General features: G+C 40.7%; 24 protein-coding genes. 4 read left to right on the top strand and 20 right to left on the bottom strand.

Going from position 1 to position 26573, the window contains the following annotated elements; translation table 11 throughout:
• Positions 1 to 31 precede the first annotated feature (31 nt).
• Both B7E07_RS14250 and B7E07_RS14255 read right to left on the bottom strand, forming a co-directional pair.
• On the bottom strand, positions 32 to 1708 hold the full coding sequence (locus B7E07_RS14250) for a DAK2 domain-containing protein (RefSeq protein WP_080846488.1): 1677 nt from the start codon (positions 1706 to 1708) through the stop codon (positions 32 to 34).
• A 16-nt stretch (positions 1709 to 1724) separates the two neighbouring features.
• A complete protein-coding gene (locus tag B7E07_RS14255; protein ID WP_066446730.1) occupies positions 1725 to 2087 on the bottom strand; it encodes an Asp23/Gls24 family envelope stress response protein in 363 nt (120 codons plus the stop codon).
• Positions 2088 to 2448: 361 nt separating this feature from the next.
• Between B7E07_RS14255 and rpmB the strand changes: the two genes are divergently transcribed.
• The gene (gene rpmB, locus B7E07_RS14260; RefSeq protein WP_019381740.1) at positions 2449 to 2637 is read left to right on the top strand and encodes a 50S ribosomal protein L28; all 189 of its coding nucleotides are present in this window, start codon (positions 2449 to 2451) and stop codon (positions 2635 to 2637) included.
• A 206-nt stretch (positions 2638 to 2843) separates the two neighbouring features.
• Here the strand turns inward: rpmB and spoVM are convergent, their stop codons facing one another.
• The 17 genes from spoVM to B7E07_RS14345 all read right to left on the bottom strand — a co-directional run bounded on the left by spoVM (position 2844) and on the right by B7E07_RS14345 (position 21570).
• Complete coding sequence (gene spoVM / locus B7E07_RS14265) at positions 2844 to 2924, bottom strand: stage V sporulation protein SpoVM (protein ID WP_019381739.1); 81 nt, start codon at positions 2922 to 2924, stop codon at positions 2844 to 2846.
• Positions 2925 to 3021: 97 nt separating this feature from the next.
• Positions 3022 to 3672 carry a thiamine diphosphokinase gene (locus B7E07_RS14270; RefSeq protein ID WP_080846489.1) on the bottom strand — a complete coding sequence of 217 codons (651 nt, stop codon included), beginning with the start codon at positions 3670 to 3672 and terminating at the stop codon, positions 3022 to 3024.
• A gap of 237 nt (positions 3673 to 3909) precedes the next feature.
• Positions 3910 to 4554, bottom strand: coding sequence for a ribulose-phosphate 3-epimerase (gene rpe, locus B7E07_RS14275; RefSeq protein ID WP_080846490.1), 645 nt, complete (start codon positions 4552 to 4554; stop codon positions 3910 to 3912).
• A gap of 2 nt (positions 4555 to 4556) precedes the next feature.
• On the bottom strand, positions 4557 to 5438 hold the full coding sequence (rsgA, locus tag B7E07_RS14280) for a ribosome small subunit-dependent GTPase A (RefSeq protein ID WP_080846491.1): 882 nt from the start codon (positions 5436 to 5438) through the stop codon (positions 4557 to 4559).
• Between the two features lie 21 nt (positions 5439 to 5459).
• A complete protein-coding gene (gene pknB / locus B7E07_RS14285; protein ID WP_080846492.1) occupies positions 5460 to 7430 on the bottom strand; it encodes a Stk1 family PASTA domain-containing Ser/Thr kinase in 1971 nt (656 codons plus the stop codon).
• Positions 7431 to 7439: 9 nt separating this feature from the next.
• A complete protein-coding gene (locus tag B7E07_RS14290; RefSeq protein ID WP_080846493.1) occupies positions 7440 to 8189 on the bottom strand; it encodes a Stp1/IreP family PP2C-type Ser/Thr phosphatase in 750 nt (249 codons plus the stop codon).
• A 7-nt stretch (positions 8190 to 8196) separates the two neighbouring features.
• Positions 8197 to 9279 (bottom strand): dual-specificity RNA methyltransferase RlmN, encoded by a 1083-nt coding sequence (gene rlmN, locus B7E07_RS14295; RefSeq protein WP_080846494.1) that lies wholly within the window; start codon positions 9277 to 9279, stop codon positions 8197 to 8199.
• Positions 9280 to 10635, bottom strand: a complete 1356-nt coding sequence (rsmB, locus tag B7E07_RS14300) for a 16S rRNA (cytosine(967)-C(5))-methyltransferase RsmB (protein WP_080846495.1) — start codon at positions 10633 to 10635, stop codon at positions 9280 to 9282.
• Positions 10632 to 11582, bottom strand: coding sequence for a methionyl-tRNA formyltransferase (fmt, locus tag B7E07_RS14305; protein ID WP_080846496.1), 951 nt, complete (start codon positions 11580 to 11582; stop codon positions 10632 to 10634). The genes rsmB and fmt overlap by 4 nt, the downstream gene beginning before the upstream one ends.
• A complete protein-coding gene (gene def / locus B7E07_RS14310; RefSeq protein ID WP_080846497.1) occupies positions 11579 to 12064 on the bottom strand; it encodes a peptide deformylase in 486 nt (161 codons plus the stop codon). The genes fmt and def overlap by 4 nt, the downstream gene beginning before the upstream one ends.
• Positions 12065 to 12810: 746 nt before the next feature.
• Complete coding sequence (gene priA, locus B7E07_RS14315; protein ID WP_080846498.1) at positions 12811 to 15216, bottom strand: primosomal protein N'; 2406 nt, start codon at positions 15214 to 15216, stop codon at positions 12811 to 12813.
• Positions 15216 to 16421, bottom strand: a complete 1206-nt coding sequence (gene coaBC, locus B7E07_RS14320; protein ID WP_080846499.1) for a bifunctional phosphopantothenoylcysteine decarboxylase/phosphopantothenate--cysteine ligase CoaBC — start codon at positions 16419 to 16421, stop codon at positions 15216 to 15218. Before coaBC ends, priA begins: the two co-directional genes overlap by 1 nt.
• 304 nt (positions 16422 to 16725) lie before the next feature.
• A complete protein-coding gene (gene rpoZ, locus B7E07_RS14325; RefSeq protein ID WP_080846500.1) occupies positions 16726 to 16935 on the bottom strand; it encodes a DNA-directed RNA polymerase subunit omega in 210 nt (69 codons plus the stop codon).
• 2 nt (positions 16936 to 16937) lie between these two features.
• Positions 16938 to 17555: a guanylate kinase gene (gene gmk, locus B7E07_RS14330; RefSeq protein ID WP_080846501.1), complete on the bottom strand. Its 618-nt coding sequence runs from the start codon at positions 17553 to 17555 to the stop codon at positions 16938 to 16940.
• 6 nt (positions 17556 to 17561) lie between these two features.
• Positions 17562 to 17825, bottom strand: a complete 264-nt coding sequence (gene remA, locus B7E07_RS14335) for an extracellular matrix/biofilm regulator RemA (protein ID WP_066446766.1) — start codon at positions 17823 to 17825, stop codon at positions 17562 to 17564.
• 59 nt (positions 17826 to 17884) lie between these two features.
• Complete coding sequence (locus B7E07_RS14340) at positions 17885 to 18754, bottom strand: YicC/YloC family endoribonuclease (RefSeq protein WP_080846502.1); 870 nt, start codon at positions 18752 to 18754, stop codon at positions 17885 to 17887.
• 137 nt (positions 18755 to 18891) lie between these two features.
• Positions 18892 to 21570, bottom strand: coding sequence for a calcium-translocating P-type ATPase, SERCA-type (locus tag B7E07_RS14345; RefSeq protein ID WP_080846503.1), 2679 nt, complete (start codon positions 21568 to 21570; stop codon positions 18892 to 18894).
• A gap of 144 nt (positions 21571 to 21714) precedes the next feature.
• Here B7E07_RS14345 and B7E07_RS14350 point away from each other — a divergent pair, with 144 nt between their 5' ends.
• From B7E07_RS14350 to spoIIP, 3 genes are all read left to right on the top strand, one after another.
• Positions 21715 to 23424 (top strand): Rqc2 family fibronectin-binding protein, encoded by a 1710-nt coding sequence (locus B7E07_RS14350; protein WP_080846504.1) that lies wholly within the window; start codon positions 21715 to 21717, stop codon positions 23422 to 23424.
• Between the two features lie 727 nt (positions 23425 to 24151).
• Entirely contained in the window at positions 24152 to 24694 is a 543-nt protein-coding gene (locus tag B7E07_RS14355) for an RNA polymerase sigma factor (RefSeq protein ID WP_139785640.1), read from the top strand.
• A complete protein-coding gene (gene spoIIP, locus B7E07_RS14360) occupies positions 24681 to 25592 on the top strand; it encodes a stage II sporulation protein P (RefSeq protein WP_080846505.1) in 912 nt (303 codons plus the stop codon). The genes B7E07_RS14355 and spoIIP overlap by 14 nt, the downstream gene beginning before the upstream one ends.
• Before the next feature lie 379 nt (positions 25593 to 25971).
• Here spoIIP and B7E07_RS14365 read toward each other — a convergent pair whose 3' ends face one another.
• Complete coding sequence (locus tag B7E07_RS14365; protein ID WP_257391458.1) at positions 25972 to 26571, bottom strand: alpha/beta hydrolase; 600 nt, start codon at positions 26569 to 26571, stop codon at positions 25972 to 25974.
• Between the last annotated feature and the right edge of the window lie 2 nt (positions 26572 to 26573).

Here is a 26573-nt window from a genome sequence, read left to right on the forward strand (position 1 = left end):
GGCAGCCTAGTCAGCTGCCGTTTGAATTCACTTATTCAATTGCAAAGATAAAAGCGTATAATGGCTGTTTGCCATCATGAACTTCAATTTCGACATCGCCGTATTGTTCTTCTACAAAGCTTACAAGACGGTCAACATCTTCCTGTGAAGCGTCTTCCCCTTTAAGGATCGTAAGGATCTCAGCATCTTCGTCAATCATTTTAGCAAGAAGGTCGGACGCAGCCTGAACTTTGTCTTTGTTTTTGACAACAATTTTTCCTTCTTCAATGCCCATGAAGTCGTCTTTTTCAATTTCAAGACCGTCAATACTTGTATCACGGACAGCAAATGTGATTTGGCCAGTCTTTACATGCTGTAATGCACTTTTCATTCCTTGATCGTTTTCTGAGAGCTCTGCACTCGGATTAAAAGCAAGTAATGCAGACATCCCCTGCGGCACTGTTTTTGACGGAACAACAAGTGCTTCCACTTCCGAAACCTCTGCTGCCTGTTCAGCGGCCATCACAATGTTTTTATTGTTCGGCAGGATGATGACTTTTTTTGCATTTACATCTTTGATCGCCTTAACGATATCTTCCGTGCTCGGATTCATCGTCTGACCGCCTTCAATAACAGCGTGAGCGCCAAGACTTCTGAATAGGTCAGCAATTCCGCTGCCCATTGAAACTGTCACAATTCCGTATTCTTTTTGTTCTTCCGGTTTTTTTGCTTCAGGAGCAGATGCCGGCTCATCGAACAAAAGATTTGAATGCTGCTGGCGCATATTTTCAATTTTCATGTTGATTAAGCTTCCATAGCGCTGGCCATAAGAAAGACAGTCGCCTGGCTGTTCAGAGTGAATATGGACCTTAACAAGCTCATCATCTGCAATGACCAGCAGGGAATCGCCATATTTACTTAAATCCTGGCGGAACTTTTCTTCTTTAAATGGTTGTTTAGAAAGCTTTTCATCCTCAAACTTCACCATAAACTCAGTGCAATATCCATACACAATATCTTCTGTGTTCATATGGCTTTGTACACTTTTATGATGCTCAGCGCTAACAAGCTCATCCATTTTCGGCAGATTTTGCGGGGCTTCAGGCAGTTCTTCTCCCTTTAGCTCAGCTAAAAAGCCTTCGTATACGAAAACAAGCCCTTGACCGCCGCTGTCGACAACGCCAACCTCTTTCAGCACTGGAAGCAAGTCAGGAGTGCGATTTAAGGAAGCCTTCGCTTCTTTTACAATCGCTTCCATAATAAGAATGAGATCATCCTCTGTTTCAGCAGCTGCAACCGCTTTTTTTCCAGCATCCTTTGCGACTGTTAGAATGGTTCCTTCTACCGGCTTCATAACTGCTTTATATGCAGTAGCCACACCAATATCAAATGCTGCGGCAAACTCTTTTCCGTTAATTGTTTCTTTATGTTCAATCGCTTTTGAAAAACCACGGAATAATTGAGATAGAATAACACCTGAATTACCACGGGCACCCATTAATAGGCCTTTTGATAGCGCAGCGCCTACCTTGCCAATGTGGGAATTCACATTATTTTTAACTTCCTTTGCACCGGAAGTCATCGACAAATTCATATTTGTTCCAGTATCTCCATCCGGAACAGGGAAAACATTTAATGCATCCACCAATTTAGCATTTGCTGACAGGTGGTTAGCACCTTGCAAAATCATTCGCGCAAATTGTTTTCCATCTAAAACTTTAGTTGACACAAATCTTTCCTCCTCACTACGGGTTAGTTACACGAACTCCCTGAACGAAAATATTTACAGAGTCTGTACTAAGGCCGACCGTTTTGTCCAATGTATATTTTACTTTTGATTGAACATTGTGAGCAACCTCGGAAATTTTCGTTCCATAACTTACAATAATATACATATCAATATGTACTTCATCATTTTCCTGGCGAACGACGACTCCGCGTGTAAAATTTTCTTTGCGCAAAATATCGGTTAAACCATCTTTTATTTGATTTTTGGATGCCATCCCTACGATTCCATAACAATCCACAGCAGCTCCTCCTGCGATTGTAGCGATTACATCATTTGAGATATCAATTTGCCCAAAATTCGTTTTTAATTCGATGGACATAATTCGTTCCCCCTTTTTGAAATACCTTTTCGAAAAGTGAAAGTTACAAGAGACAGATTTTCCGCTTTTAAGCTCTTCACACTATTCATACAGAACATTGTACTATATGAGCACCATTATTAAAAGTTATACTTTCTACTTCTTAGTATAGCTTGTCCGAATTCATTGTATGTCAAGGAAATTTTCTTGAAAGCAACGAGTTCAGCTATTGCAAGGATTGTAAATGTATGATAAATTATTAAAGTATCTTTTAATGGCCGGAAACAGTTTACTGTTTTCTCATTAATACAGATGGATCTAACAAATTGCAAATAAAAGCATGAAGGATCTTTCAGCTTTGGTTAGTAAGGAGGGAAATTACATGCCACGCAAATGTGTTGTAACTGGTAAAAAAACAACTTCAGGCAATGCTCGCTCACATGCTATGAACGCTAACAAGCGTACTTGGGGCGCAAACCTTCAAAAGGTTCGCATTCTTGTAGACGGTAAGCCTAAACGTGTTTGGGTTTCTGCAAGAGCACTTAAATCAGGTAAAGTAGAACGCGTATAATAGTAAAGCCATTCATGATCGCTTCACAGCTGATCATCAGGCTTAATTAATATGCGAAAGGACATCTTCATGGATGTCCTTTTTTCATTTTTATAGGAACATATTTACGAAAAAACAGCTTCGCTTTATATCTCTGCACATTTTTCTTGATAAAAAATAACAGCACCTTGCAAAGGTGCTATTAGAGTGGGAGTCTTCTGCCTTATTTATCCTTTTTTAAATGTCCCCAGCATGGCGCGGACAATCCCGCCCAAAAATTTTGGCAGTTTAATTGTATAAAATCTCATTCTTTATGTCCCTCCTCACAAGTCATGCCTTGCCCATAGTTGCCAACTTTCTGCTATTGCCGCTTGCTGCCTCACTTTAAAACACAGATCATGATAATTATAAATCATTGCTCCTTATCACCATTAATATGCCTTGTTTATAAGAAAAAGTACCAGAATCATTAACAAGTTCATTACTAATACATAGTGTCGAGCTCATAGGAATATGACAGTCGGTTAACGGATATTTAAATCCTTTAAGCGTTAGCCCGCTAACATCACCAGAGATTGGAATAAAAGAAATGTATTTATATTCGCTATCTCTATGAATGACATGGGTATCAGGTTTAGTCATATAGATTTTATTTTGAACATCAATAATCTCTACTGATAGAGCTGCATGTTTATTTAACGGCTTTAATAGCAATTGTACATTAGCGAAGAAATGATCCATTCTTCCACCTGTTGCCCCAAATAATCGGATTCTCTTTGGATTCTCGGAAAGAGCCCAGTTCAGCGCATGCTCCATATCTGTTTCATCTTTTTCTGGTCGAAAACGGTGAATGCTTTTTACATTTTTCTCTATGACTGCCCATTCCTCGTCCGAAACTGAGTCAAAATCGCCAAAAGCGCGAAAAGGCCGTATGTTCTGTGAGAGCAGTGTAAAAACGCCTTTATCCACACCAATCCAAACATCTTCTTCTAAATGGTATTTTTCAAATGATGGCAGCGTATCAAGCGGTCCCCCTGCAAGAATATTAATATTCATTTTGCCCTCCTAAGTGACTTATTTTTGAAGTTATATTTTTCTTTTAGATCTGTATTCCCTTTTCAGCATAGAATTCAACTTGTTTTTTTGTTGAGAAAATTTGTATTTGCAAGCCCTGTAAGGCATACGACTAAGCTGTGCTGCACGTATACTTTGATTAGCAGGTTCTTACACTTTTCATTTATGTATTAAAAAAGCCAGCCTGGCTGCGGCTGACTTCAGAGATGCTGGAAAACCTTATACACGCAAGGCTGCAATAGCTTTTGCACGATCTTTTTCATTGAAAACGGCTGATCCAGCAACAAGTACATTGGCACCTGCTTCAACACAAAGCTTAGCTGTCTCTGCATTGACACCGCCATCAACTTCAATTTCAATATCAAGATTTAATTCATCAGCCCATTGTCTGATTGCCGCTATTTTCGGCAGGACAGAAGAAATGAACTTTTGGCCGCCGAAGCCCGGGTTCACGGTCATTAGAAGGACCATATCCACATCTTCAAGGATTGGTTTAATCATTTCTGCCGGTGTTGCCGGATTTAAGACCACGCCTGCTTTTACTCCATATGATTTTATAAGCTGGATGGTCCGGTGTAAATGGATACATGCTTCTACATGGACGGTAATGTAGTTTGCCCCAGCGGCAGCAAATGCTTCAATGTATTGATCAGGCTGTTCAATCATCAGATGAACATCCAGGGGAAGCTCGGTGATCGGACGTATTGCTTCCACTACAAGCGGTCCGATTGTGATATTCGGAACATAGTGTCCGTCCATTACATCGACATGAATATAATCCGCTCCTCCTGCTTCAACGTCCTTAATCTCCTCACCTAATCGCGCAAAATCCGCAGATAAAATGGATGGCGCTATTTTCACCATAATTAATACCTCGGCTTTCTGTCCTTTATTTCTTCTAAAAAGCTTGTATAATGCTCATATCTGTATTGAGGCAGGCTTCCCGTTTCAACCGCTTCCTTAACAGCACACTTTGGCTCTTTCATATGAAGACAGCCGCGAAATTTACATTGCTCACTGAGCACTTCAATATCGGGGAAACAATAGTTTAGATCTTCTGCTTCAATTTCCATAAATTCTAAAGAGCTAAAACCCGGCGTATCTGCCACATGCCCATCACCAACAGGAATCAGCTCAACATGTCTGGTTGTATGCTTTCCCCTGCCGAGATGAGTTGAAATATCATCCGTTTTTAGCTCAAGATCTGGTCTTAATGTATTGAGCAATGAAGATTTTCCTACACCTGATTGTCCTGCAAATACGGAGATTTCCCCCTCTAATAAAGGGAGAAGCTCCATGATGCCTTCTTCCGTTTCAGAAGACGTCAGCAGCACCTCGTAGCCTGCCTTACGATAATCTTCTGCATAGGAATAGATCTTTTCTTTTTGCTCACCTGTTGTTAAATCCATCTTTGTAATGCAAATTATCGGTCTAATATGATTGAATTCAACCAGAACGAGAAAACGATCCAGCAGAGCCGTGCTAAAATCAGGCTCAACTGCAGAAAACACGAGAATAGCTTGGTCCACATTGGCAATTGGAGGTCTCACTAATTCATTTTTCCGCTCTTTCACTTCTAAAATATATCCCTCTTGATCGTTTTCAGCCTGATAGACAACCTCATCACCAACAAGGGGTGTTATTTTATTTTTCCGGAACACACCTCTGCCTCTGCATTGAATGATGTCTCCGTCGTCCAGTACATAATAAAATCCGCTCAGCGCCTTAATAATTTTTCCTTCAGGCATAGCAGCACTCCTTACTTCTCATTATTCAGGATATGGCACTGTTTTTTCCACCAGCACAGTATTATCTCGGATGATTTTGTATCCTGCATTTGTTCCATGAGCAATATTAAGCTGTATACTGATTCTTTTATTCTCCGTAATAGTAAATACATCCGCTACTTCTGTCATATTCCGGTCCGCATCTTCAATGTATAACGTAATTTCCTGCTCAGCACCCTCCTCTAAAGGCTCATATGGAATATCCACTTCCTCAATTACTTCTTTAAGCGGAAGTTCTTCTACACCTTTAGAAAGGACAACATTTACAGTACTTCCCTTTGCCAAATCGGTACCGGCAGCTGGATCCTGTGAAATGACAAGTCCTGCAGGGACACTATCATGATACTCTTCTCTCGCGATGTTCACCTTTAAGCCGGTAGAGCCTGCATACTCTTCAAGTCCTTTGTTATTATAACCACTCAAATCTTTTAATGTCACAGGTTTAGGACCAATACTTACGGTAAACTCCAGCTCTGTCTCCCCTGGTACAACCAAGTCGCCTTCTGAGAAATTCTGTTCAATAATAATGCCAGCTTCTTCATCACTATTGATTTCATTTTTTACAATGTCTTGGAATTCTTCATTCTGAAGCTTTCGTTCAACTTCCGAAAATGATTGTCCTACATAATCTTGCAGTTCAAATTGTTCTTTTCCAATGCTTTCATAAATATCAATTTCTTTACCTTCTTTAGCCATACTCCCTGCTTTTGGTTCCGTTTTAATGACAAATCCTGCTTCAATTTCTTCATCATTAACCGTAATCGTTTCTCCAATGGTAAAACCAGCAGCGATTAGCTGATCGAGGGCATCATCAATATTTTCCTCCGTAACATCCGGCACTTCAATATCTTTGGGAGAAAGCAGATCCGGCAACACAAAAACAGCTAAAAGACCAAGAATGATTAAACCGAAGAACACTGATATTAAAATGACTGGCCATTTGCTTTTCTTTTTCTTCTTTTCTTTCTTGGATAGACCGTCCGCTGAAGCAGGCTGAGCTTGCTTCACAGCAGCATCCTTTCCGTGTATAAGCGTTTCTTCTGACGGAGGATACATCTTATCAGATGAAATCACAGGGATCGCTTTTGTAGCATCGTCATCCTGTGCAATATGAAATTTGGGTTCGTTTGCACGTTCTGGATTCAGTGCCGTTGCGAGATTCTCTTCCATTTCCTCAACAGAATGATAACGCTGGAAAGGATCTTTCGCAGTAGATTTCAATACAATGTTTTCCACGCTCTGCGGAATATCCGGGTTCCATCTGCGCAATGAAGGCGTTTCTGATTGCAGATGCTTTAAAGCAATCGAAACGGCAGATTCACCAGAAAACGGCAGCCTGCCCGTAAGCAATTCAAACATAACAATTCCTAGCGAATAGATATCTGACTTATGATTCGCCATCCCGCCGCGTGCTTGCTCGGGAGATAAATAATGAACAGAGCCCAAAACGGAATTGGTTTGGGTAATGCTTGTGGCACTTAAAGCCATCGCAATGCCGAAATCCGTAATCTTAATATTTCCGCTATTGTCAATTAGGATATTGTGGGGCTTTATATCCCGATGGATAATATGGTTTTGATGAGCATGTGAAATAGCACTTGTCAGCTGCTTCATGATCTCTAATGCATCATCAATGCGAACAGGGCTTGCTGTTTGTATGTATTGCTTCAAAGTTTGTCCTTTAACATATTCCATGACAATATAATAAATATTATCTTCTTCTCCAACATCATAAATGCTTACAATATTAGGATGTGCGAGACTTGTAGCAGACTGTGCCTCCCGGTGAAAACGGCGAATAAACTCTTCGTCATCAACAAAATCAAGACGAAGCATTTTCACGGCAACATCACGGTCCAGGATCATATCATGAGCAAGATAGACATTTGCCATGCCACCTCCGCCAATCATATCCAAGACTTTATAGCGGCCGCTGATTCTTTTTCCAATCATCACAACCTATCACCCTCTTCCAGGTACATCATCAAATTCAATGATGACTAGAGTGATATTATCTTCGCCGCCATATTGATTAGCTAGATCAATAAGCTGTGCTGCCTGTTCCTCAAATGAGACATCCTGCACTAAAATTTCTTTCATTTCGTTTTCAGAGACTTTATTTGAGAGTCCATCTGAACAAAGAAAGAGCTTATCTCCCTCTTCAAACATAATTGTCATGATATCCATTTTAATGCTCGGTTCTGTCCCAAGGGCTCTGAGTACCACGTTTTTCATTGGATGATGCTCAGCATCTTCCTTTGATATTTCCCCTTGGCGCACTAATTCATTAACCAGTGAATGGTCATCTGTCAGCTGCTGAAAGCCGGTTTCATTTAGAATATATCCCCGGCTATCACCTACATTTAAAATCGTCGCAAAACGATTTGTACAAATGGCAGCAACAACTGTCGTACCCATTCCTTCACATTCAGACTCAGCGCTGGCATGCTCAAATAGGATTGTATTAACATCCTCAATGGTTGCTTTCAGCCACTGTTCAGCCTGTTCAGCCGTTTGAATAGAAGAAGACTCTTTAAAACGTTCACCAATATTCTCAATGGCCATAAGGCTTGCGACATCGCCGGCGCGGTGACCGCCCATGCCATCTGCTACGATGGCAAGGCGCTGTCCGCTGGCATTCTCAAAAATTCCGCCATTATCTTCGTTATGCTGCCTTACTTTACCTCGATCTGTCTTAAAAACAGCCTTCATACGATCATCACCTCGTCTCTTCAGTTCTCTCCTTCGCACGAAGTTGTCCACATGCTGCGTCAATATCATGACCTTGCTCACGGCGAATCGTTACATTTACTCCATGTTTCTTCAATGTTTTTTCAAATTCGAAGATCTTTTCTCTTGGCGTTCTCACATAATCTCTTTCAGGCACATAGTTAACCGGAATTAAATTGACATGGCACTTTACGTCTTTAATTAGCTGAGCTAGCTCTTCAGCATGCTCCACTCCATCGTTTACACCGCCAAATAATCCATATTCAAAGCTGACACGGCGGCCTGTTTTTTGAATATAGTAGCGAATTGCTTCCATCAGATCCGGAAGCTTGTATGCTCTATTTATTGGCATCAAACGGCTTCTAATTTCTGTATTTGGAGCATGCAGTGAAATGGCAAAATTGATTTGCATATTTTCATCAGCAAATTTATAGATTTTTGGAATGATTCCGCTCGTTGAAACCGTAATATGACGAGCACCAATATTTAAGCCCTGATCATGATTGATAATTTTTAGGAATGACATCATGGAATCATAATTGTCAAACGGTTCACCGATACCCATGATCACAACTGAGCTCACTCTTTCATCCGTCTCATCTAATGCCTGTTGTACTTTTACGACCTGAGCAACGATTTCTCCTGCTTCTAAATTACGTTTTAACCCTCCAAGTGTGGAAGCGCAAAACGTACAGCCGATTCTGCAGCCAACTTGAGTGGTCACACAGATTGAGTTACCGTACTCATGTCTCATCAAAACGGTCTCAATTGAATAGCCATCGTGAAGTTCAAATAAGAACTTGATCGTTCCGTCAGATGATTGCTGCTGAATTAGCGTATTTAATGTAGTAATTGTAAACTGTTCCGTCAAATTTTCGCGTAGTGACTTGGATAAATTCGTCATATCCTCGAACGCTGTTACTCTTTTTGTATAAAGCCAATCAAAGATTTGTTCAGCTCTGAAAGCTTTTTCGTTGTGATCCTTTAACCAATCTTTCAGCTCGTGCAGCTGCAAAGAATAAATGGAAGGCTTCTGTTCTGTTGCTGTTTTGTCTTTTGTTGCTTGTACCATTTATTGCACCTTCTTTCTTAGACAGGCTATATAAAAGCCGTCTGATCCTATATCTTGCGGAAGTATTTGCAGTTCAAAATCTGTTACTAAAGGCTTGATTGCCTCTGGCATTCTGGATTTTAACGCTGCATCCGCTTCAAAGTCTTGATGTTTTTGTAAAAATGCTTCTAACGTTTTCTCGTTTTCTTCCTTGTCAATTGTACAAGTACTATAAACTAGGATACCACCTTTTTTTAATAGTGGGGCAGCAGCGGTTAATAAATTCAGTTGGATGTTATGAAGATTTGTTAGATCTTCTTCTTTTTTTGTGTATTTCATATCAGGCTTTCTTCTCATGACACCTAGCCCTGAGCAAGGAGCATCGAGCAGAATCCGATCAAAGCTTTCTGCTTCAAAATGGTCCTGGACTGTTCTGCTATCCAATGCTTTCGGCCTAATATTCGCAAGTCCTAATCTGCTTGCATTATCACTGATAAGTTTCACTTTATGCTCATGAAGGTCAAGCGAAACGAGGGTGCCGCTATTTTCCATCCGTTCAGCAATATGAGTTGATTTTCCACCAGGAGCGGCACATGCATCAAGAATGGTTTCATTCTGGCTGGCGCCAAGAGCGTAAGCTGCAAGCATCGAGCTCTCATCCTGTATGGTTAGATAACCTTCTTTAAATGCATTGGAGCGGGCTAAATTTCCGCGTTTACACTTAATGGCCACAGGAAGAACCGGACTTTCTTCGACTTCAAACCCTTCATCAAGGAGCATCTTGAGCACTTCTTCTCTTGTTGCCTTTACTGTATTGACTCTGGCTGTTTGCAATGGCGCGGTAAGATTCAGTAAACACATTTCTCTAGTTTTTTCTAAGCCGAGTTGTTCAGCCCAGCGTTTCACCAGCCAGATTGGATGGCTTGTTTCAATTGAGATTCGTTCAATCGGATCTTTTATAGCATCCAATGAAGGAACACCACTGCGCTGAAAATTCCGCAAAACGCCATTAACAAGGCCCGCAATGCCTTTATGCCCTCGCTTTTTTGCCAATTCAACCGCTTCATTTAAGGCAGCATGATCAGGAATTTTGTCTAAATAGACAAGCTGATAAACTGTCAAACGAAGAAGCTGGATCACCCAGCCTTCCAGCTTTTTGCTGTTCTTAATAAAAGGGTGCAGGAAGTAGTCTAGTGTCATCTGGCGCTGCAGTGTTCCATATGTGATTTCTGTTAGGAGTGCAGCATCCTTTGCATTTAATTCGTTTTTGTTAATCGCATTATTGAGAAGAAGATTGCTGTATGATTGATTTTTTTCAATAGCAGTTAAGAGCTCAAGTGCTGTTTCCCGCACATTTTTCTTTGCTGTCTTTTTCATGAATGATCCCCTAGGACAAAGCCTTTTGCAAGCTTAGAGCCAGCACCTCTTAAATATTGTCCAGCATCCATCTTTTTCTTCCCTGAGGGCTGCAGTTCAACAATTTTAATGGCGGTTTGATTCCCGGCAGCTACCGTCAGTCCTTCGTCGTCCGCTGCTAAAATCGTTCCTGGTTCTAAAGCTTGATCTACTGCTGTTTTTTCTGCTTTCCATACTTTTAATACCGTTCCCTCTACTGTCGTATAAGCAACGGGCCATGGATTTAAACCGCGAATATGATTGTAGATGTCTTCACCATTTTTCGTCCAATCAATTTTTTCCTGCTCACGCTTAATATTGGAAGCAAAAGTCGCTTGGTTATCGTCTTGAACGATTGGTTCCAATTCACCGTTTATGAGCTTTGGCAGTGTTTCGGAAAGAAGCTTGCAGCCCGTCTCACTTAATTTATCGTGAAGTGTTCCAACATTATCGTCTTCTGTAATGGTTACTTCCGCTTGTGTTAATATATCGCCTGCATCTAATTTTTCAGCCATATACATAATGGTAATGCCTGTTTTTTCTTTCCCCTGCATGATTGCATAATGAATCGGCGCTCCGCCGCGCAGTTCCGGCAGAAGTGATGCATGAACATTAATACAGCCAAACTTAGGCGCATCCAGCAGTGCCTTAGGTAAAATTTGACCAAATGCAGCCGTAACGACCAAATCAGGCTGTAAATCTAAAATAGGCTGCAGTTCTTCTGGATTGCGGATTTTTTCAGGCTGATAAACCGGAATGCCTCTTTTTACAGCTTCAGCTTTCACCGGTGGTGGCGTCAACACTTTTTTCCTGCCAACAGGACGGTCTGGCTGAGTCACCACAGCAATTACATCATAACCATCATTTATAAGCTGCTGCAGAATAGGGACTGAAAAGTCTGGCGTTCCCATGAAAATAATTTTTGTCATTCCTCTTCCATCCCTTCAAGTTCGTGTTCTTCTATATATCTTGAAACCTTGGATGTAAACAGAATGCCATTCAAATGATCAATTTCATGCAGGATCGCTCTTGCTAAAAATCCTTCTGCTTCAAGCTTATAGAATTTCCCAGTCCGGTCCTGCGCTTTAATCTTAACTACTTCTGGTCTTGACACTTCTCCATATAGTCCTGGGAAACTTAAACAGCCTTCCACATCGGTATCTTCGCCTGCTGTTTCAACGATAACAGGATTGATCATTTCAATGGTACCTGTTTCATCATCTATGTCAACAATGGCCACTTGAATATTCAGTCCAATTTGCGGGGCAGCGAGTCCTACTCCATCAAATTCAATCATTGTATCATACATATCGTTTAGAAGTTTTGTTAATTTTTTATCAAATACTTTAACAGGTTCGCACTGTTCCTCTAAAATAGGATCAGGGTGCATAACGATTTTTCTAATTGCCAAAATGTATTTCCTCCAACTCTATCGTAACGCGTGTTTCACAGCGCTTTGTTCAGTTAATGTGCATTACATACTGTTTTTCTGTAGTTTTCACAAATTTCTATAAGTTCATAAGTGTTTCTTTGAAATTAGATTAAACACTATGAAATAGCAGGGATTTCCACTTCATGGTACTCGCTTTCCGGCGGGGCGGGTGCTGAGCCTCCTCGTCGCTTGCGCTCCTGCGGGGTCTCAGCTCCCCACTCGTCCCGCTGGAGTCTCGCACCATTCCGTTTCAATCAACATGTAGTCTGCTAATTGACTCGATTTTAATAAAACAGTCATCCTTTTTATAAACTGTTTTTAACTTAAATGTTCATAGATTTCCACTTCAGCGCACTCGCTTTCCGGCGGGGCGGGTGCTGAGCCTCCTCGTCGCTTGCGCTCCTGCGGGGTCTCAGCTCCCCACTCGTCCCGCAGGAGTCTCGCACCATTCCGTTTCAATCAACATTTAATCTGCTGATCGACTCGATTCAATTAACAGTCATCCTTTTTATAAACTGTTTTTAACTTAAATGTTCATAGATTTCCACTTCAGCGCACTCGTTTTCCGGCGGGGCGGGTGCTGAGTCTCCTCGTCGCAATGCTCCTGCGGGGTCTCAGCTCCCCACTCGTCCCGCAGGAGTCTCGTACCCTTCCGTTTCAATCAACATTTAATCTGCTAAATATACTTTTAAAAATGTAAAACCACCGTTATTTATAAATGGCTTCTACATTAAGATAAACGGGTTTACGTCTATGGATATTTGCAGGCCGCCGGTGGCTATTTCTTGCTGGTATTGGTCGAGTACCGTTTTTAGAGCGCCATTTAGCTGTGGTTCCCGTTTGTATTTTACCAGACATTGATATCGATATCTATTGTTGATGCGGGGAATTGGCGATGCAACTGGCCCAAGGACAACTGCTTCGTCTGATAGTTTTGTTCGTACCCATCCTGTTATTTTTTCTGTTACTGCCACAGCTTTCATCAGCTGTTCATGGCTGACTGTAATTAAGGATATATAATAGAAGGGCGGATATTTATGAATTTTGCGGATCATCATTTCCTTATCATAAAAACGGTCATAATCCTGCGTACCAGCCAATTCTACACTATAATGCTCAGGTGTGTACGTTTGAATGATCACTTCGCCCTCAAGTTCATGCCTGCCCGCTCGTCCGCTCACTTGCGTTAAGAGCTGAAAGGTTTTTTCGGAAGACCGAAAATCAGGCAAATGCAGCATTGTATCTGCTGAAAGAACGCCTACAAGCGTGATGTTCGGAAAATCAAGTCCCTTGGCAATCATTTGTGTGCCAAGCAAAATATCTGCATGTCCCTGCTGGAATTGGTCCAGCAGCTTTTCATGTGCGCCTTTTCTGCTTGTCGTATCCACATCCATCCGGATAACTTTTGCCTCTGGCAGCACCTTCACTAGCTCTTCTTCGACCTTTTGTGTACCCGTGCCAAAATAACGGATATGCTCACTCCCGCATTCTGGGCAAGAGGAAGGAACATGGTCCTCATGTCCGCAATAATGGCATTTCATTTGCCTGCTGTATTGATGATACGTTAATGAGATATCACAATTTGGGCAATTGATGACATAACCGCAGTCTCTGCACATAACAAAGGATGAATGACCCCGTTTGTTTAAAAATAAGACAGTCTGTTCTTTTTTCTCAATTCGCTCTCTTAATTTTTCAAGCAGCACTCTGGAAAACATGGAACGGTTCCCTTCGCGCAGCTCCTCTCTCATATCAATAATATTAACACCTGGAAGCGCTTGGTTGTTCATCCTCTTTGGCAGCTTGAGCAGCTTGTACACACCTTTTTGGGCTCGTGCAAATGTTTCAAGAGCAGGAGTTGCACTGCCAAGCACAACTGGACAGCGATACGTTTTCGCCCTTTCAATCGCCACATCTCTGGCATGGTACCGGGGGTTTTCCTCCTGCTTATAGCTTGTTTCATGTTCTTCATCAATAATAATAATGCCAAGGTTCTCAAAAGGAGCAAAAATGGCAGAACGTGCTCCTACCGCAACACTGACTTCCTTGCGCTGAATCTTCCGCCATTCATCATATTTTTCTCCAGCAGAAAGTCCGCTGTGCAAAACAGCCACTTTGTCGCCGAATCTGCCTTTAAATCTAGTAACCATTTGCGGAGTTAAAGAAATTTCAGGAACGAGCACAATCGCTTCTCTGCCTTGTTCGAGCACACGCTGAATGGATTGCAAATATACTTCCGTCTTTCCGCTTCCTGTCACACCATATAGAAGAAACACATCATGCTCATGCTGCTCAACAGAATGCCAGATTGGAATAATCGCTTTATGCTGCTCCTCTGTTAAGGAAAGCGGGACCGTACTAGAAAACTGGCGCTCCGCAAAAGGATCTCTATACACCTCTAAATAGGTTTCAGACAGCATTCCTTTTTTTACAAGTCCTTTGATGACTGCTGAAGACACTTCTAATACGTCTTCGATTTCTTTTTGAAATACAGGTCCTTCCTGTTCGAGAAAATAGGATAATACTTCTTTTTGTTTTGCTGCATTTGCTGGCAGCGAATCGATCCAATCTTGGAGCAGAGCACGCTCTGAACAATAGATGGCCTTTAATTTCTTCTTTTTCACGCGTTCTTTTACTTCATATATTAGTTCAATGCTTCCGTCTGCTACCGCTTTTTGCAGCGTGCGCAATGATGCATGGCTTGTTGCTTCATCCCAACTGATCGTCTCATGATGTGAGAAAAGCATTTTTATAGAAGGATCTAAATGATCTGTTAGATCAATTCGTTTCAGCTTTTTTTCATATTTCGCTTTTAACGCGGCCGGAAGCATTGCTTGATAAGCAGAAATCTTATAGCTGAGGGTGTGATCCGAAAGCCAATCTCCAAGGGAAAGCAATTCCTTATTTAAAATTGGATTTAGATCCATTGGCTCGATCAGTTCCTTTAAGGAGTTGAATGCTGACTCTGCCTTAATATCAACAACAAAGCCTTGAATTTTTCTTGGACCAAAAGGAACGATTACCCGCATTCCAGGTTTAATGAGATCAATAAGGTGATCTGGGATCAGATAATCAAAGGGCTTGTCCGTTTGTTTAGCTGGAACATCTACAATGACACGTGCAACATTCATTACTCATGTTCTCCCAATAGCTGGATAGCTTCTTCTAGTATCTTCATCGCTACTGTTTTTTTATCTAGGAGCGGCAGTTCAATTACACTTCCGTCCTTTTTATAGAGAGTGACAATGTTTGTATCTGTTCCAAATCCTGCACCTTCTGTTTTCACGTTATTCGCAACGATCATATCAGCATTCTTCTTTTTCAGCTTTTTGGAGGCGTATTCCTCAAGATGATCCGTTTCAGCAGCAAATCCAATTAAGAGCTGATTCTTCTTCTTTTGCCCCAATTCAAATAAAATATCTTTTGTTCGCTCAAGCTGGAGTACTTCTTCGCCAGGCTGTTTTTTCATTTTATGATCAGATGCGTTTTTGGGTCTGTAATCGGCCACTGCTGCGGTTTTGACTACAATGTGCGCATCATCATATTCCTGCAATACCGCTTGGTACATTTCTTCCGCACTTTCTACGCTCACAACTCTAACACCAGCTGGAGGCTGAATGGAAACTGGGCCTGAAATAAGGGTCACATTCCCGCCAAGCTGTTTAGCAGCTTCTGCAATAGCGTAGCCCATTTTTCCTGACGAATGATTGGTCAGATAGCGGACGGGATCAATTTTCTCCCGGGTTGGTCCGGCAGTAACCACAATTTTTTTACCTGAAAGAGGTTTATTGGAATTAGAAAAATATGATTTCATATGTTCAACAATTTTCTCCGGCTCTTCTAGTCTGCCTTTCCCAATATAACCGCAAGCAAGATAGCCTTCACTAGGTTCTATATAGGAATAGCCAAAGTCAGCTAATGTTTGAATATTTTTTTGAACTGCTGGATGAGCGTACATATGAACATTCATGGCAGGTGCTATCCAGATCGGCGCTGTTGCCGCCAGCAATGTAGTCGAAATCATATCATCAGCAATGCCGTTTGCCAGTTTTCCAATCATGTTTGCTGTTGCAGGGGCGATTAAAATAAGGTCAGCCCAATCCGCAAGATCGATATGTGCAATCACTTTTGAATCTTTTTCATCAAATGTATCGTAATAGACATCATTTCGCGACAATGCTTGGAACGTGAGAGGTGCAACAAAGTTTTGGGCTGAATCGCTTATGATCACTTTAACGTCTGCACCCGCCTGTGTAAGCTTGCTAGTGAGCGCCGCTGCTTTGTATACGGCAATCCCGCCAGTTACACACAGCAGAATCTTTTTTCCATTAAGCATGTTCGTTCCCCCCATTTAAACAGATCAACATTCTTTTCTCTATTATCCTCGAACCATGGATTTATTTCATCTATTTCATTTTATGCTGCTGTGAAAATTCGACAGTCTTTACATTCCTTCATATCAAGTTATAAAGGGCAGTAACGCCTTTTATATTCTCTGTTTTCAAAAACAGGCAATAAAAATAACAACCTTGATGAGAGGTTGTTATTTCGAGGTTTTTCCTTTGCTGTATGTGTAGGCTGAATCGTATTTAAGTCTACAGCATCAACAGTATCTTATAACAGCAGGACAGGTATTACAATCAATCTGTAACGTCTTCTTTAAGGCGGTAAAGCAATTCGTCTGCATTAATTTCTTCCAGAGCTTTTCCTACGTTTTTATGAGAAACATAGTTGCTGAGCTGGTACTCTGGATTCACTTGAAGCTGGCGAGCGCGTTTCGCTGCTACAGATACTAAGGAATATTTAGAATCAATTTTTGTCATTAAGGAATCAATAGATGGATCAAGCATGTTTATTCTACCTCCAGCATTTTAATATATCTTGGCTCTACTCGTTCTCTGCGGCAATGTTCTGCCACAACAATTGCTTTAATTCTTTCACAAGCGAGATCAATTTGATCATTTTCAACCACATAATCGTATAAATTCATCATTTCGATTTCTTCTTTTGCCGCATTCATGCGGTTGTTGATGACATCAATGGTTTCTGTTCCTCTTGTCACAATTCTATTTTTCAATTCAGACAAGCTTGGAGGAACGAGAAAGATGAATAATCCGTCAGGGAATTTCTCGCGTACTTGGCGTGCACCCTGCACTTCAATTTCAAGAAAAACATCCTTCCCCTGATTGATGGTTTCTCTCACATAATCTACAGGTGTACCATAATAATTGCCTACAAACTCTGCATATTCCAGCAATTTATCATCTTTAATCAGCTGTTCAAAATCTTCTCTTGATTTGAAAAAATAATCCACGCCATCCACTTCGCCTTCACGCGGGTTTCTGGTTGTCATGGAAATGGAATATTCGAAAGCTGTGTCAGGCTGGGAAAAAATTTCTTTCCTGACTGTTCCTTTGCCGACACCTGATGGACCGGATAGGACGATTAGTAAGCCTTTGTCATTTTTCATCCTGTTCTATCCTTCCTCTACAATTTCATCGCGATCATATAATCTAGCCGCAACCGTTTCTGGCTGTACAGCCGATAGAATCACATGGTCACTGTCCATCACAATGACAGCTCTTGTTCTTCTCCCATATGTCGCATCGATTAAAGATCCCCGATCACGAGCATCTTGAATGATTCTTTTAATAGGTGCAGACTCAGGGCTGACGATGGATATAATTCTATTGGCAGAAACAATGTTTCCAAAGCCAATATTAATTAATTTGATTGACATAGCTTCCTCCAATCATCAGTTATTTATTTTTGCCGTTAAAGGCCGTTCATAAACAACTTCTATTCAATATTTTGCACTTGTTCCTTCATTTTTTCCAGCAGGCTCTTCATTTCTACCACTTCAGAGGCAATATGCGCATCATTTGCTTTTGCCCCGATGGTATTGGCTTCCCGATTCATTTCCTGCAGGAGAAAATCGAGTTTTCTGCCTATAGAGCCTTCTGTATCCAAGGTCTGGCTGAATTGCTGAATATGGCTTTGCAATCTGGTTAGCTCCTCATTAATATCGGATTTATCCGCAAATATAGCGGCTTCAGCTGCGATTCGTGATTCATCCAATTCTCCTGCCAGATACTCTTGCATTTTCTTTTTTAAGCGTTCCTCGTACTTTTGTACGACAGAAGGTGCATACTCATTTAATTGAGAAACACAATTTTTCAGAAGTGAAAGCAGGTTAAGGAAATCCTTTTTCAATTCTTCTCCTTCTGCCATTCGCATAGCAACAAGCTGTTCGCACGCTTCCTCAACGGCCTCTATAAACAGAGGTTCGAATTCAGCGCTTGAAACCTCGCTTTCTTCTATGTACAAAAACTCTTCCCGCATTAAATCTTGTACGGTAAGTCCAGAAAGATCGTATTTTTCACTGATTTTCTTCATGTTTTCATAGTACTGATGCAGCAGCGGCCAATCAATCACCATTTCCTTAGCGGATGCGCCTTCTTTTGTCACTGCTGAAAATATTTCTATTCTACCACGTTTAATGGATTTTGAAAGCCGTTTTTTAACTTTTTCCTCAAAGTGTACATACTGCTTTGGCAAACGCATCATATATTCTGCGAATCGATGATTAACCGTTTTGATTTCGATGGTGATGGTAAAAAGGTCATGTTCCTTTTTACTGCGGCCGAAACCAGTCATACTTCTGACCATTTATATACACTTCCTTTGTAAAACAACATTCTTTGTTCATATGTATGTTATTTGCCAATGTGCTGGCGGAAATCTTGTTTAAATAAAAAAGAAGGTAATAGAGCGCATCTCTACTACCTTAAGGATTATATCATACTTTATTTCTTTTTACTTAGCAAAAATGAAAAGGCAAGTAAAAATGTTGGAACTGCTGATAATCCTAGGATCATTAACCAATCCTTCGCTTCAATTGACACCGTATGGAAAATTGGCTGCAGCGGCGGATAATAGATAACAGCAAGCATAAGCAGAACAGAAGAAATGACGGCCCATACTAAATATTTATTGCCAAACGGATTACGCGACAGCACGGATTTTTCACTGCGGCAATCAAACACATGAATAAGCTGTGCCATTACCAATGTTGCAAATGCAACGGTTTGTGCATAAGCAAGATGATCAGGATGTGCTTCATATGCAAACATAAAGGCAAGCAGCGTAACAATCCCAATGAGGAAACCTCTTGAAACAACCTTCCATCCAAGTCCTCTTGAAAAGACGCCTTCTTTTGGATCACGCGGTTTCCGCTTCATCACATCGTCCTCAGGCTTATCCAGTCCAAGCGCCATTGCTGGCAATCCGTCTGTTACAAGATTGACCCATAGAATTTGAATAGGTACAAGCGGCAGCGGCAGCGCAAGCAGCATCGCAAAAAGCATAACGAGGATCTCCCCTACATTCGATGCCAGCAAATAGCGAATAAATTTACGGATGTTTTCGTAAATATTTCGTCCTTCTTTGATTGCTGACTTGATTGTTGCAAAGTTATCATCAAGCAGCACAAGTGAGGATGCTTCTTTTGCTACATCTGTACCTGTAATTCCCATTGCAATGCCAATATCTGCAGCCTTAATCGCTGGTGCATCATTGATGCCATCCCCTGTCATCGCAACAATATGACCGCGGTTTTGGAGCGCTTTAACAATCTTCAATTTATGTTCTGGAGAAACACGTGCAAACACAGTCACATCTTCAACCACATCTTCAAGCTCTTCTACTGACATATCTGCAAGTGATTTTCCTTCCATCACCTTTGAAGATCCTGTTAAAATACCAAGCTGCTTCGCAATCGCAGTAGCCGTAATCACATGATCTCCAGTGATCATGACGGTTTTAATGCCTGCTTCCTTACATTCCTTAACAGCTTGCTTCACCTCAGGACGCGGCGGATCAATCATTCCCTGCAAACCGATAAAAGTTAAGTTCTTCTCTGCTTCACTTTCTTCTAAAATAACTGTGTTAGCAGGTATTTCTTTAAACGCAATTGCAATTGTTCTAAGTGCATTAGAAGCTAGCTCTTCAATAGCATTTTGAATGTTTCCTGCCATATCCTTAGACAGCAGCTGACGTCTGCCATTCCATAGGATTGAATCGCTGACGCCCGCTAACACATCCGGCGCCCCTTTTGTTACGATGAATTGGCGGCCATTTTGATCTTTCACAACAATACTCATCATCTTTCTTGTTGAATCGAACGGAAATTCGTTAATGATACTGTATTGGTTTAAAAGACTGCCGCGGCTATAGCCCGCTTTCATAGCAGCCACTAATAACGCGCCTTCAGTCGGATCACCGTCAACAATATATTCTTTTTCTTTCTGTTTTACTTCAGCGTGATTACACAGCATGCCAAACATCAGCATTTGCTGCAGGGTTTTATCATCTTTTGGATCGATCCTTGATTCATTTCGGTAAAACTGCCCTTGAGGCTCATAGCCGACTCCATCTACCTTCCACTGTTTACCGCCAGACCAAATATCTGTCACCGTCATTTTGTTCTGCGTCATCGTTCCTGTTTTATCAGAACAAATAACAGATGCACAGCCAAGCGTCTCGACCGCAGGAAGCTTACGCACAATCGCCTTTTTCTTAATCATCCGCTGTACACCTAAGGACAGTGCGACTGTAACAATAGCTGGCAGCCCTTCAGGAATAGCTGCTACCGCCAAGCTGACTCCTGCTAAGAACATCGTATATAATTCCTGACCTTGAAGCACACCTACTGCCACCACTAAAACGGTTAAAAGCAGGGCTGCCACAATCAGAATTTTTCCAAGCTGCTCAAGCTTTCTCTGCAATGGGGTAATCATCGTTTCAGCACTTTGCAGCAGATCTGCAATTTGCCCCATGGCTGTTTTCATTCCTGTCCCGACAACTAGTCCTAATCCGCTGCCGCGTGTGATCATCGTTCCCATGAACGCCATATTTTCCATATCACCAATGCCAATGTTGGCTGCTTTTATGCTGCCGACAGATTTAGAAACAGGAAGAGATTCACCCGTTAATGCTGATTCTTCAATTTCTAAACTGTTTGACTCGATAATTCTTACATCAGCACCCACTCGGTCTCCTGAAGTAAATTTCATTATGTCACCTGGCACCACTTCTTTTGAAGGAATTTTCACCCATTCCCCATCCCTTAAGGCCATAACCTGTGGTGCTGATAACTCTTTCAGAGCATCCAGCGACTTTTCTGCTCTGCGCTCCTGGTAAAAGCCTAAAAATCCATTCACGATGACAATGGCAATAATAGCGATTGCATCAATATATTCACCTAGCAATCCAGAAATAAGGGTTGCTGCCAGCAGGACAATAACCATAAAATCTTTGAATTGACTAAAAAATAAGAGCAAAGCGGATTGCTTTTCTCCTTCTTCTAATTCATTATATCCGTATTGTTTGAGTCGTTTCCTTGCATCATCTTCAGTTAAGCCTTCTTTCATACTGCTGCTTAGAGCCTGCTCAACCTCGCGCTCATTCATTTCATGGAACTTCATCCGGACATCACACTTCCCCCTTATCATACTCACATGCGATAAATTGTTAAAACTCTGCCTCTCAACAAAGCTTATTCATACTCGTCCAAAAAAATGATATGATTCATACATATTGATTGAAATTTAAAGTAGAGGATGTTTTACATGTCTTTTGACGGACTATTTACGAGGGCGATGACAAAGGAATTGTCAGAGTCATTAACAGGCGGAAGAATCAACAAGGTTCATCAGCCATATAAAAATGAAATTATTTTGATGATCAGAGCGGGCGGGAAAAATCATAAACTGCTGCTGTCAGCACACCCAAGCTATTCACGTGTTCAGCTAACAAATGAAGCATATGATAACCCAGCCACTCCCCCAATGTTTTGCATGCTGCTTCGCAAGCATTTGGAAGGATATATTTTAGAAAATGTTCATCAAGTTGAACTGGACCGGATTATTATATTTGAGGTTAAAGGAAGAAACGAAATCGGCGATGTCTCAAGCAAACAGCTGATTGTAGAAATTATGGGTCGCCACAGCAATATTACGCTTGTTGATAAGGAACGAAACATGATCTTAGACAGCATTAAGCATGTATCCTTTGCCATCAATAGTCACCGTGCCCTTTTGCCTGGACAGGAATACAAACTTCCGCCTGCACAGCATAAAGCAAATCCCTTTGCTGCAGATGAAGATGATATTTTAAGAAAAATTGATTTTAACAGCGGAAAAATCGATAAACAGCTTGTTTCAGCCTTCAGCGGCCTGTCGCCTTTGCTTGCTAAAGAAGCATTGTTTCATGCAGGACTTGCAAACCGGACGACCATACCAAAAGCTTTCATGACACTTATGAAAAAGGTGGAAGAACACGCCTATACCCCTTCCATTACAGTGAACGAAAATAAAGAAAGCTTCTATTTATTTCCGCTCGAGCATGCCAATGGGCAATCCTATTCATACCCATCATTAAGCGCGATGCTTGACCGTTTTTATTTTGGCAAAGCAGAGCGCGACCGGGTAAAGCAGCAATCAAGCGATCTGGAACGTTTTATGCAGACGGAAAAAGAGAAAAACGAGAAGAAAATCAAGAAGTTAGAGCGTACATTAACAGAAGCTGCAAACGCAGATCAGCATCAGCTTTTTGGAGAGCTTATTACAGCAAACATGTACAGCATCGAAAAAGGCATGAAAAGCACTGAAGTAATCAATTATTATGACGAAAACGGCGCAACCGCTGAGATTCCGCTTGATCCTAAAAAAACGCCTTCTGAAAATGCGCAAAGCTATTTTAAGAGGTACACGAAAGCGAAAAACTCCATTGCTATCGTGCATGAGCAAATTGATAAAGCAAAGGAAGAAGCCGCATATTTTGATAGCCTGCTGCAGCAAATCCAAACAGCCTCCCCAAGGGATATCGAAGAAATACGGGAAGAGCTGATGGAAGAAGGCTATATCAAGCAAAAGCAAAAACGAAACGGCAAGAAACAGCAAAATGTCAAACCAACCCTTGATACATACACAGCTGGGGATGGAACAGAAATTCTGGTTGGCAAAAACAACAAACAAAACGACTACTTAACGAACAAACTTGCTGGCCGCGATGAAATCTGGCTTCATACAAAGGATATTCCTGGTTCACACGTCGTCATTCGCACCAAAGAGCCTAGTGACGAAACAATCCTTGAAGCGGCTGTCCTTGCTGCATACTTCAGCAAAGCCCGCAGCTCCAGCTCTGTTCCAGTTGATTACACACGTGTTCGCCATGTAAAAAAACCAAATGGAGCTAAACCAGGTTACGTGATCTATGAACAGCAGCAGACTGTGTATGTGACACCTAGCGAGGATGAGGTTTTGCGGTTGAAAAAGTGATTAGAGATGTTGTGTGAAATAGAGTTTGGGTAGGCAATTCTTGTGAATAAATTAAAATTGAGGGTGAGTAATTCCTGAAAAGGCTAAACCATGCTGAGTTCAGGAATCAGAAGTGATTTGTGAATTCCGAACTCCACCATCATGAATCAGGCATTAGAATAAAAGACTATTCCCGAAACCCTACCTTTTGTGTTTCATTTAAGCAGATTTATAAAAGTTTATGAGACGATAAACAAGAGGATGTGACATAAGTATTTAACACACCCATAGAACCGAATGGTTAGTCATCTTTCTAGCCATTCGGTCTTTTTATGATTAAAAAATATATTTTATTAACATGAGTGAAATGGAGCGGAGGACCCTCGACTCCTGTGGGCAATAGAGGAAAAGTTGAGACCCCGCAGAAGCTTTGCTTCGAGGAGGCTCAACTTCCTCCCCACGGAAAGCGAGGGAACGCAGCGCAGGTGGAACGGACTTGTTTAAATACCTTAACTAAGATATTGAATAATCGTGTTTTAGAATATTAATTTTGTTTTGTCCCAACCACTTTTTACGAGTTGTGTTTGCCCATTTATTTTACCTCCCCCTTCCCTTTTAAAGGAAAATGATAAATCGCCAAGAAAATATATATAAATCATTCACTATAAGCTTAGTAAAAATTCTTGTAACTTTTCGATAGGCTCAAACGAGTTATTAGTGTAAAGAAAAAAAGAAAGGGGGAAATCATTTGCATGATCAGGAAAATTTAGAAAAAATGATTCATCAGCTTTATAATCGTCATTATTTGGAAGTATATCGATTCCTAATCTGTTTTTCTGGCAATCAAAATGATGCAGAGGACTTAACTCAAGAAGTATTTATGCGTGTCTTAAACAATTCTTCTACTATACCAAGCTTAATTAACGTGAAAACATGGATCTTCTCAATTGCCAAACATGTCGCTGTTGACCACTATCGAAAAAAAAGATTTTCATCCCTTTTCACTGATGGGTTTTTCAAACAATTTAGATCTCTTGAAAAAGAACCAAATGAAATAGTTGAACAAAACGAATTAAAAGAACTGGTACACACTGCCATTTCAAGATTAAAACCCCATTATAGAGCGGTCGTCATTTTAAGAGGAATCAATGAATTTTCAATTAAGGAAACCTCTTTCATCCTTCAATGCAGTGAGTCAAAGGTGAAGGTAGACTATCATAGAGCCATAAAAGAACTAAGAAAAAAGTTAGACATGAAATCTGTGGAGGTGATCGAAAATGCAAAGGGATAAGGACATTTTTAAACTAATGAAAGAAACCTACCCACTAGAGCCTAGGGAAGAATTTGTTGAGTCCACTTCAAATAAATTAAAACAAAGGGCACGAAAATTAAACAGAAAGAAAAAAATCAAACGATTTCCTATAGCTTCAGCCAGCATTGCTATTTGTACACTTGCCTTATCGTGGTTTTTCTTTTATGGAGAAACAAATCTATTCACCAGTTCCCTCTCCTCTTTAGGAAAAGAAGAAAAACCTCAGTCAATCGTTAACCATCAAGACCCGCTAGTATTCATTTACCATTCACACAATACAGAGTCATTTTTTTCAGAAGCAAAAACGGATGACGCCAATCAGGCATTCCATGAAGATAGAAATATTTCATTAGTTGGAGAGAGACTGCGCCAATCATTGTTAAACAAGGGAGTTAACTCAATCCACGATGAAACGGATATAATGGGGATTTTAGACGAAAAAGGCTTGCCGTTTAGCCAAAGTTATACCGTTTCAAGAGATCCTTTAAATGCTGCTCTTGAAAAAAACCAGAGTATTAAAATGGCATTTGACATACACAGAGATTCAGCCAAAAGAATTGATACCACCGTCACATTAAACGGTAAAGACTATCCTCGGACTGCATTTGTTGTTTCTCAATCAAGTGACTTTTTTGAAGATAATTTAGAATTTGCAGAACTCCTTCACAGTAAAATAGAAGAAAAATATCCCACTTTGTCAAGAGGAGTTCTTATAAAAGCCGATACAAGCAAACAGAATACGTATAACCAAGACCTCATTGAACAATCCGTATTGATTGAAATTGGCGGAGTTGGAAACACATTAGAAGAGGAATATAGAACCGTTGATATCCTTGCTGAGGTAATTGAAGATATTTTAGGCAATGAACCGTATTAAACAATTAAGAGCGTTTCTGATTTTAAGCAGAGACGCTCTTCTTTTTGGCTAGACCTCATTAATTTTTCTCTTCTTGCCCTCCAGATGATGAAACCAGTGAAAAATAAGCGGAGATTTTACCGTTATTTCCAAAATCGAGCTATTTTCGTACAAAATAAGCGGAGATATTCCGGTTATTTAGAATAAAATCGCCTATTTTTCACGTTTTTATGTTAGTTAGTCGGAATTCCTCCGTCTATTTTAGCCAAATTTGAGTGATTTTACGATTTAAGCGGAATTCTTCCGCTTATTTATGAGATAAATAATATCCAACCAAAGCAACTGTGTTTGAAGAGAACGTTACATACCAGTTTGCTTAATCGCAAAATTCCTCTACTCCTTAAAACCCATCAATATCAGCCATCACATCTTTTAATATATCAATAGATTTCAAGGGTTGACCATCTATCTCTAAAGTGTGATTTCCATCTCCAATCAAACTTAATGTTAGATTATTATTCTTCCTCAATAGTTCAAATCGTTCTTCTATAAAACAAGGATCACGATCCCCAATAATACAAAGTCCTTCTTGTTCACTATTTACCATGCTATTAAAGACATCATCTCTTTGCAGCAACGGAGTCAGCCAGACTGCTTTTGCATGATGAAATACCGGGTTATGAAGCAGAACGCTTAATGCAATAGTTGCGATCGATTTCGCCACTATATAAAACTGATTATAATGTTTATCTTTGATGGCACCTTCAATTGCATGATACACATCTCTTGTAAAATCGTCAGCGTTTAGTTCTGCCATTTCTTCTCTGCTAAATCCATAGTTTATATGAAGTACATCAAACCCTTTGGAATAAAATATTCCAGTAGTAAAATGCAGTAACGGAGCTTGCGTTGTGTAGCCTGCTCCTGGCAAAACAATGACCAAATTACTTGTTTGTCCTTTTTGTTCTATTAATCTAAAAGGAAACCTTTTATTCTTCACTG

It is taken from the genome of Cytobacillus gottheilii (assembly GCF_900166665.1).
GTDB lineage: Bacteria > Bacillota > Bacilli > Bacillales > Cytobacillaceae > Cytobacillus > Cytobacillus gottheilii_A.

What these genes read in the sequence shown, in the direction of transcription:
- B7E07_RS14255 (WP_066446730.1), bottom strand. Translation starts at nt 2,087, where the DNA reads ATGTCCATCGAATTAAAAACGAATTTTGGGCAAATTGATATCTCAAAT.
- rpmB (WP_019381740.1), top strand. Translation starts at nt 2,449, where the DNA reads ATGCCACGCAAATGTGTTGTAACTGGTAAAAAAACAACTTCAGGCAAT.
- spoVM (WP_019381739.1), bottom strand. Translation starts at nt 2,924, where the DNA reads ATGAGATTTTATACAATTAAACTGCCAAAATTTTTGGGCGGGATTGTC.
- B7E07_RS14270 (WP_080846489.1), bottom strand. Translation starts at nt 3,672, where the DNA reads ATGAATATTAATATTCTTGCAGGGGGACCGCTTGATACGCTGCCATCA.
- rpe (WP_080846490.1), bottom strand. Translation starts at nt 4,554, where the DNA reads ATGGTGAAAATAGCGCCATCCATTTTATCTGCGGATTTTGCGCGATTA.
- rsgA (WP_080846491.1), bottom strand. Translation starts at nt 5,438, where the DNA reads ATGCCTGAAGGAAAAATTATTAAGGCGCTGAGCGGATTTTATTATGTA.
- pknB (WP_080846492.1), bottom strand. Translation starts at nt 7,430, where the DNA reads ATGATTGGAAAAAGAATCAGCGGCCGCTATAAAGTCTTGGATATGATT.
- B7E07_RS14290 (WP_080846493.1), bottom strand. Translation starts at nt 8,189, where the DNA reads ATGAAGGCTGTTTTTAAGACAGATCGAGGTAAAGTAAGGCAGCATAAC.
- rlmN (WP_080846494.1), bottom strand. Translation starts at nt 9,279, where the DNA reads ATGGTACAAGCAACAAAAGACAAAACAGCAACAGAACAGAAGCCTTCC.
- rsmB (WP_080846495.1), bottom strand. Translation starts at nt 10,635, where the DNA reads ATGAAAAAGACAGCAAAGAAAAATGTGCGGGAAACAGCACTTGAGCTC.
- fmt (WP_080846496.1), bottom strand. Translation starts at nt 11,582, where the DNA reads ATGACAAAAATTATTTTCATGGGAACGCCAGACTTTTCAGTCCCTATT.
- priA (WP_080846498.1), bottom strand. Translation starts at nt 15,216, where the DNA reads ATGAATGTTGCACGTGTCATTGTAGATGTTCCAGCTAAACAAACGGAC.
- coaBC (WP_080846499.1), bottom strand. Translation starts at nt 16,421, where the DNA reads ATGCTTAATGGAAAAAAGATTCTGCTGTGTGTAACTGGCGGGATTGCC.
- rpoZ (WP_080846500.1), bottom strand. Translation starts at nt 16,935, where the DNA reads ATGCTTGATCCATCTATTGATTCCTTAATGACAAAAATTGATTCTAAA.
- gmk (WP_080846501.1), bottom strand. Translation starts at nt 17,555, where the DNA reads ATGAAAAATGACAAAGGCTTACTAATCGTCCTATCCGGTCCATCAGGT.
- remA (WP_066446766.1), bottom strand. Translation starts at nt 17,825, where the DNA reads ATGTCAATCAAATTAATTAATATTGGCTTTGGAAACATTGTTTCTGCC.
- B7E07_RS14340 (WP_080846502.1), bottom strand. Translation starts at nt 18,754, where the DNA reads ATGGTCAGAAGTATGACTGGTTTCGGCCGCAGTAAAAAGGAACATGAC.
- B7E07_RS14345 (WP_080846503.1), bottom strand. Translation starts at nt 21,570, where the DNA reads ATGAAGTTCCATGAAATGAATGAGCGCGAGGTTGAGCAGGCTCTAAGC.
- B7E07_RS14350 (WP_080846504.1), top strand. Translation starts at nt 21,715, where the DNA reads ATGTCTTTTGACGGACTATTTACGAGGGCGATGACAAAGGAATTGTCA.
- spoIIP (WP_080846505.1), top strand. Translation starts at nt 24,681, where the DNA reads ATGCAAAGGGATAAGGACATTTTTAAACTAATGAAAGAAACCTACCCA.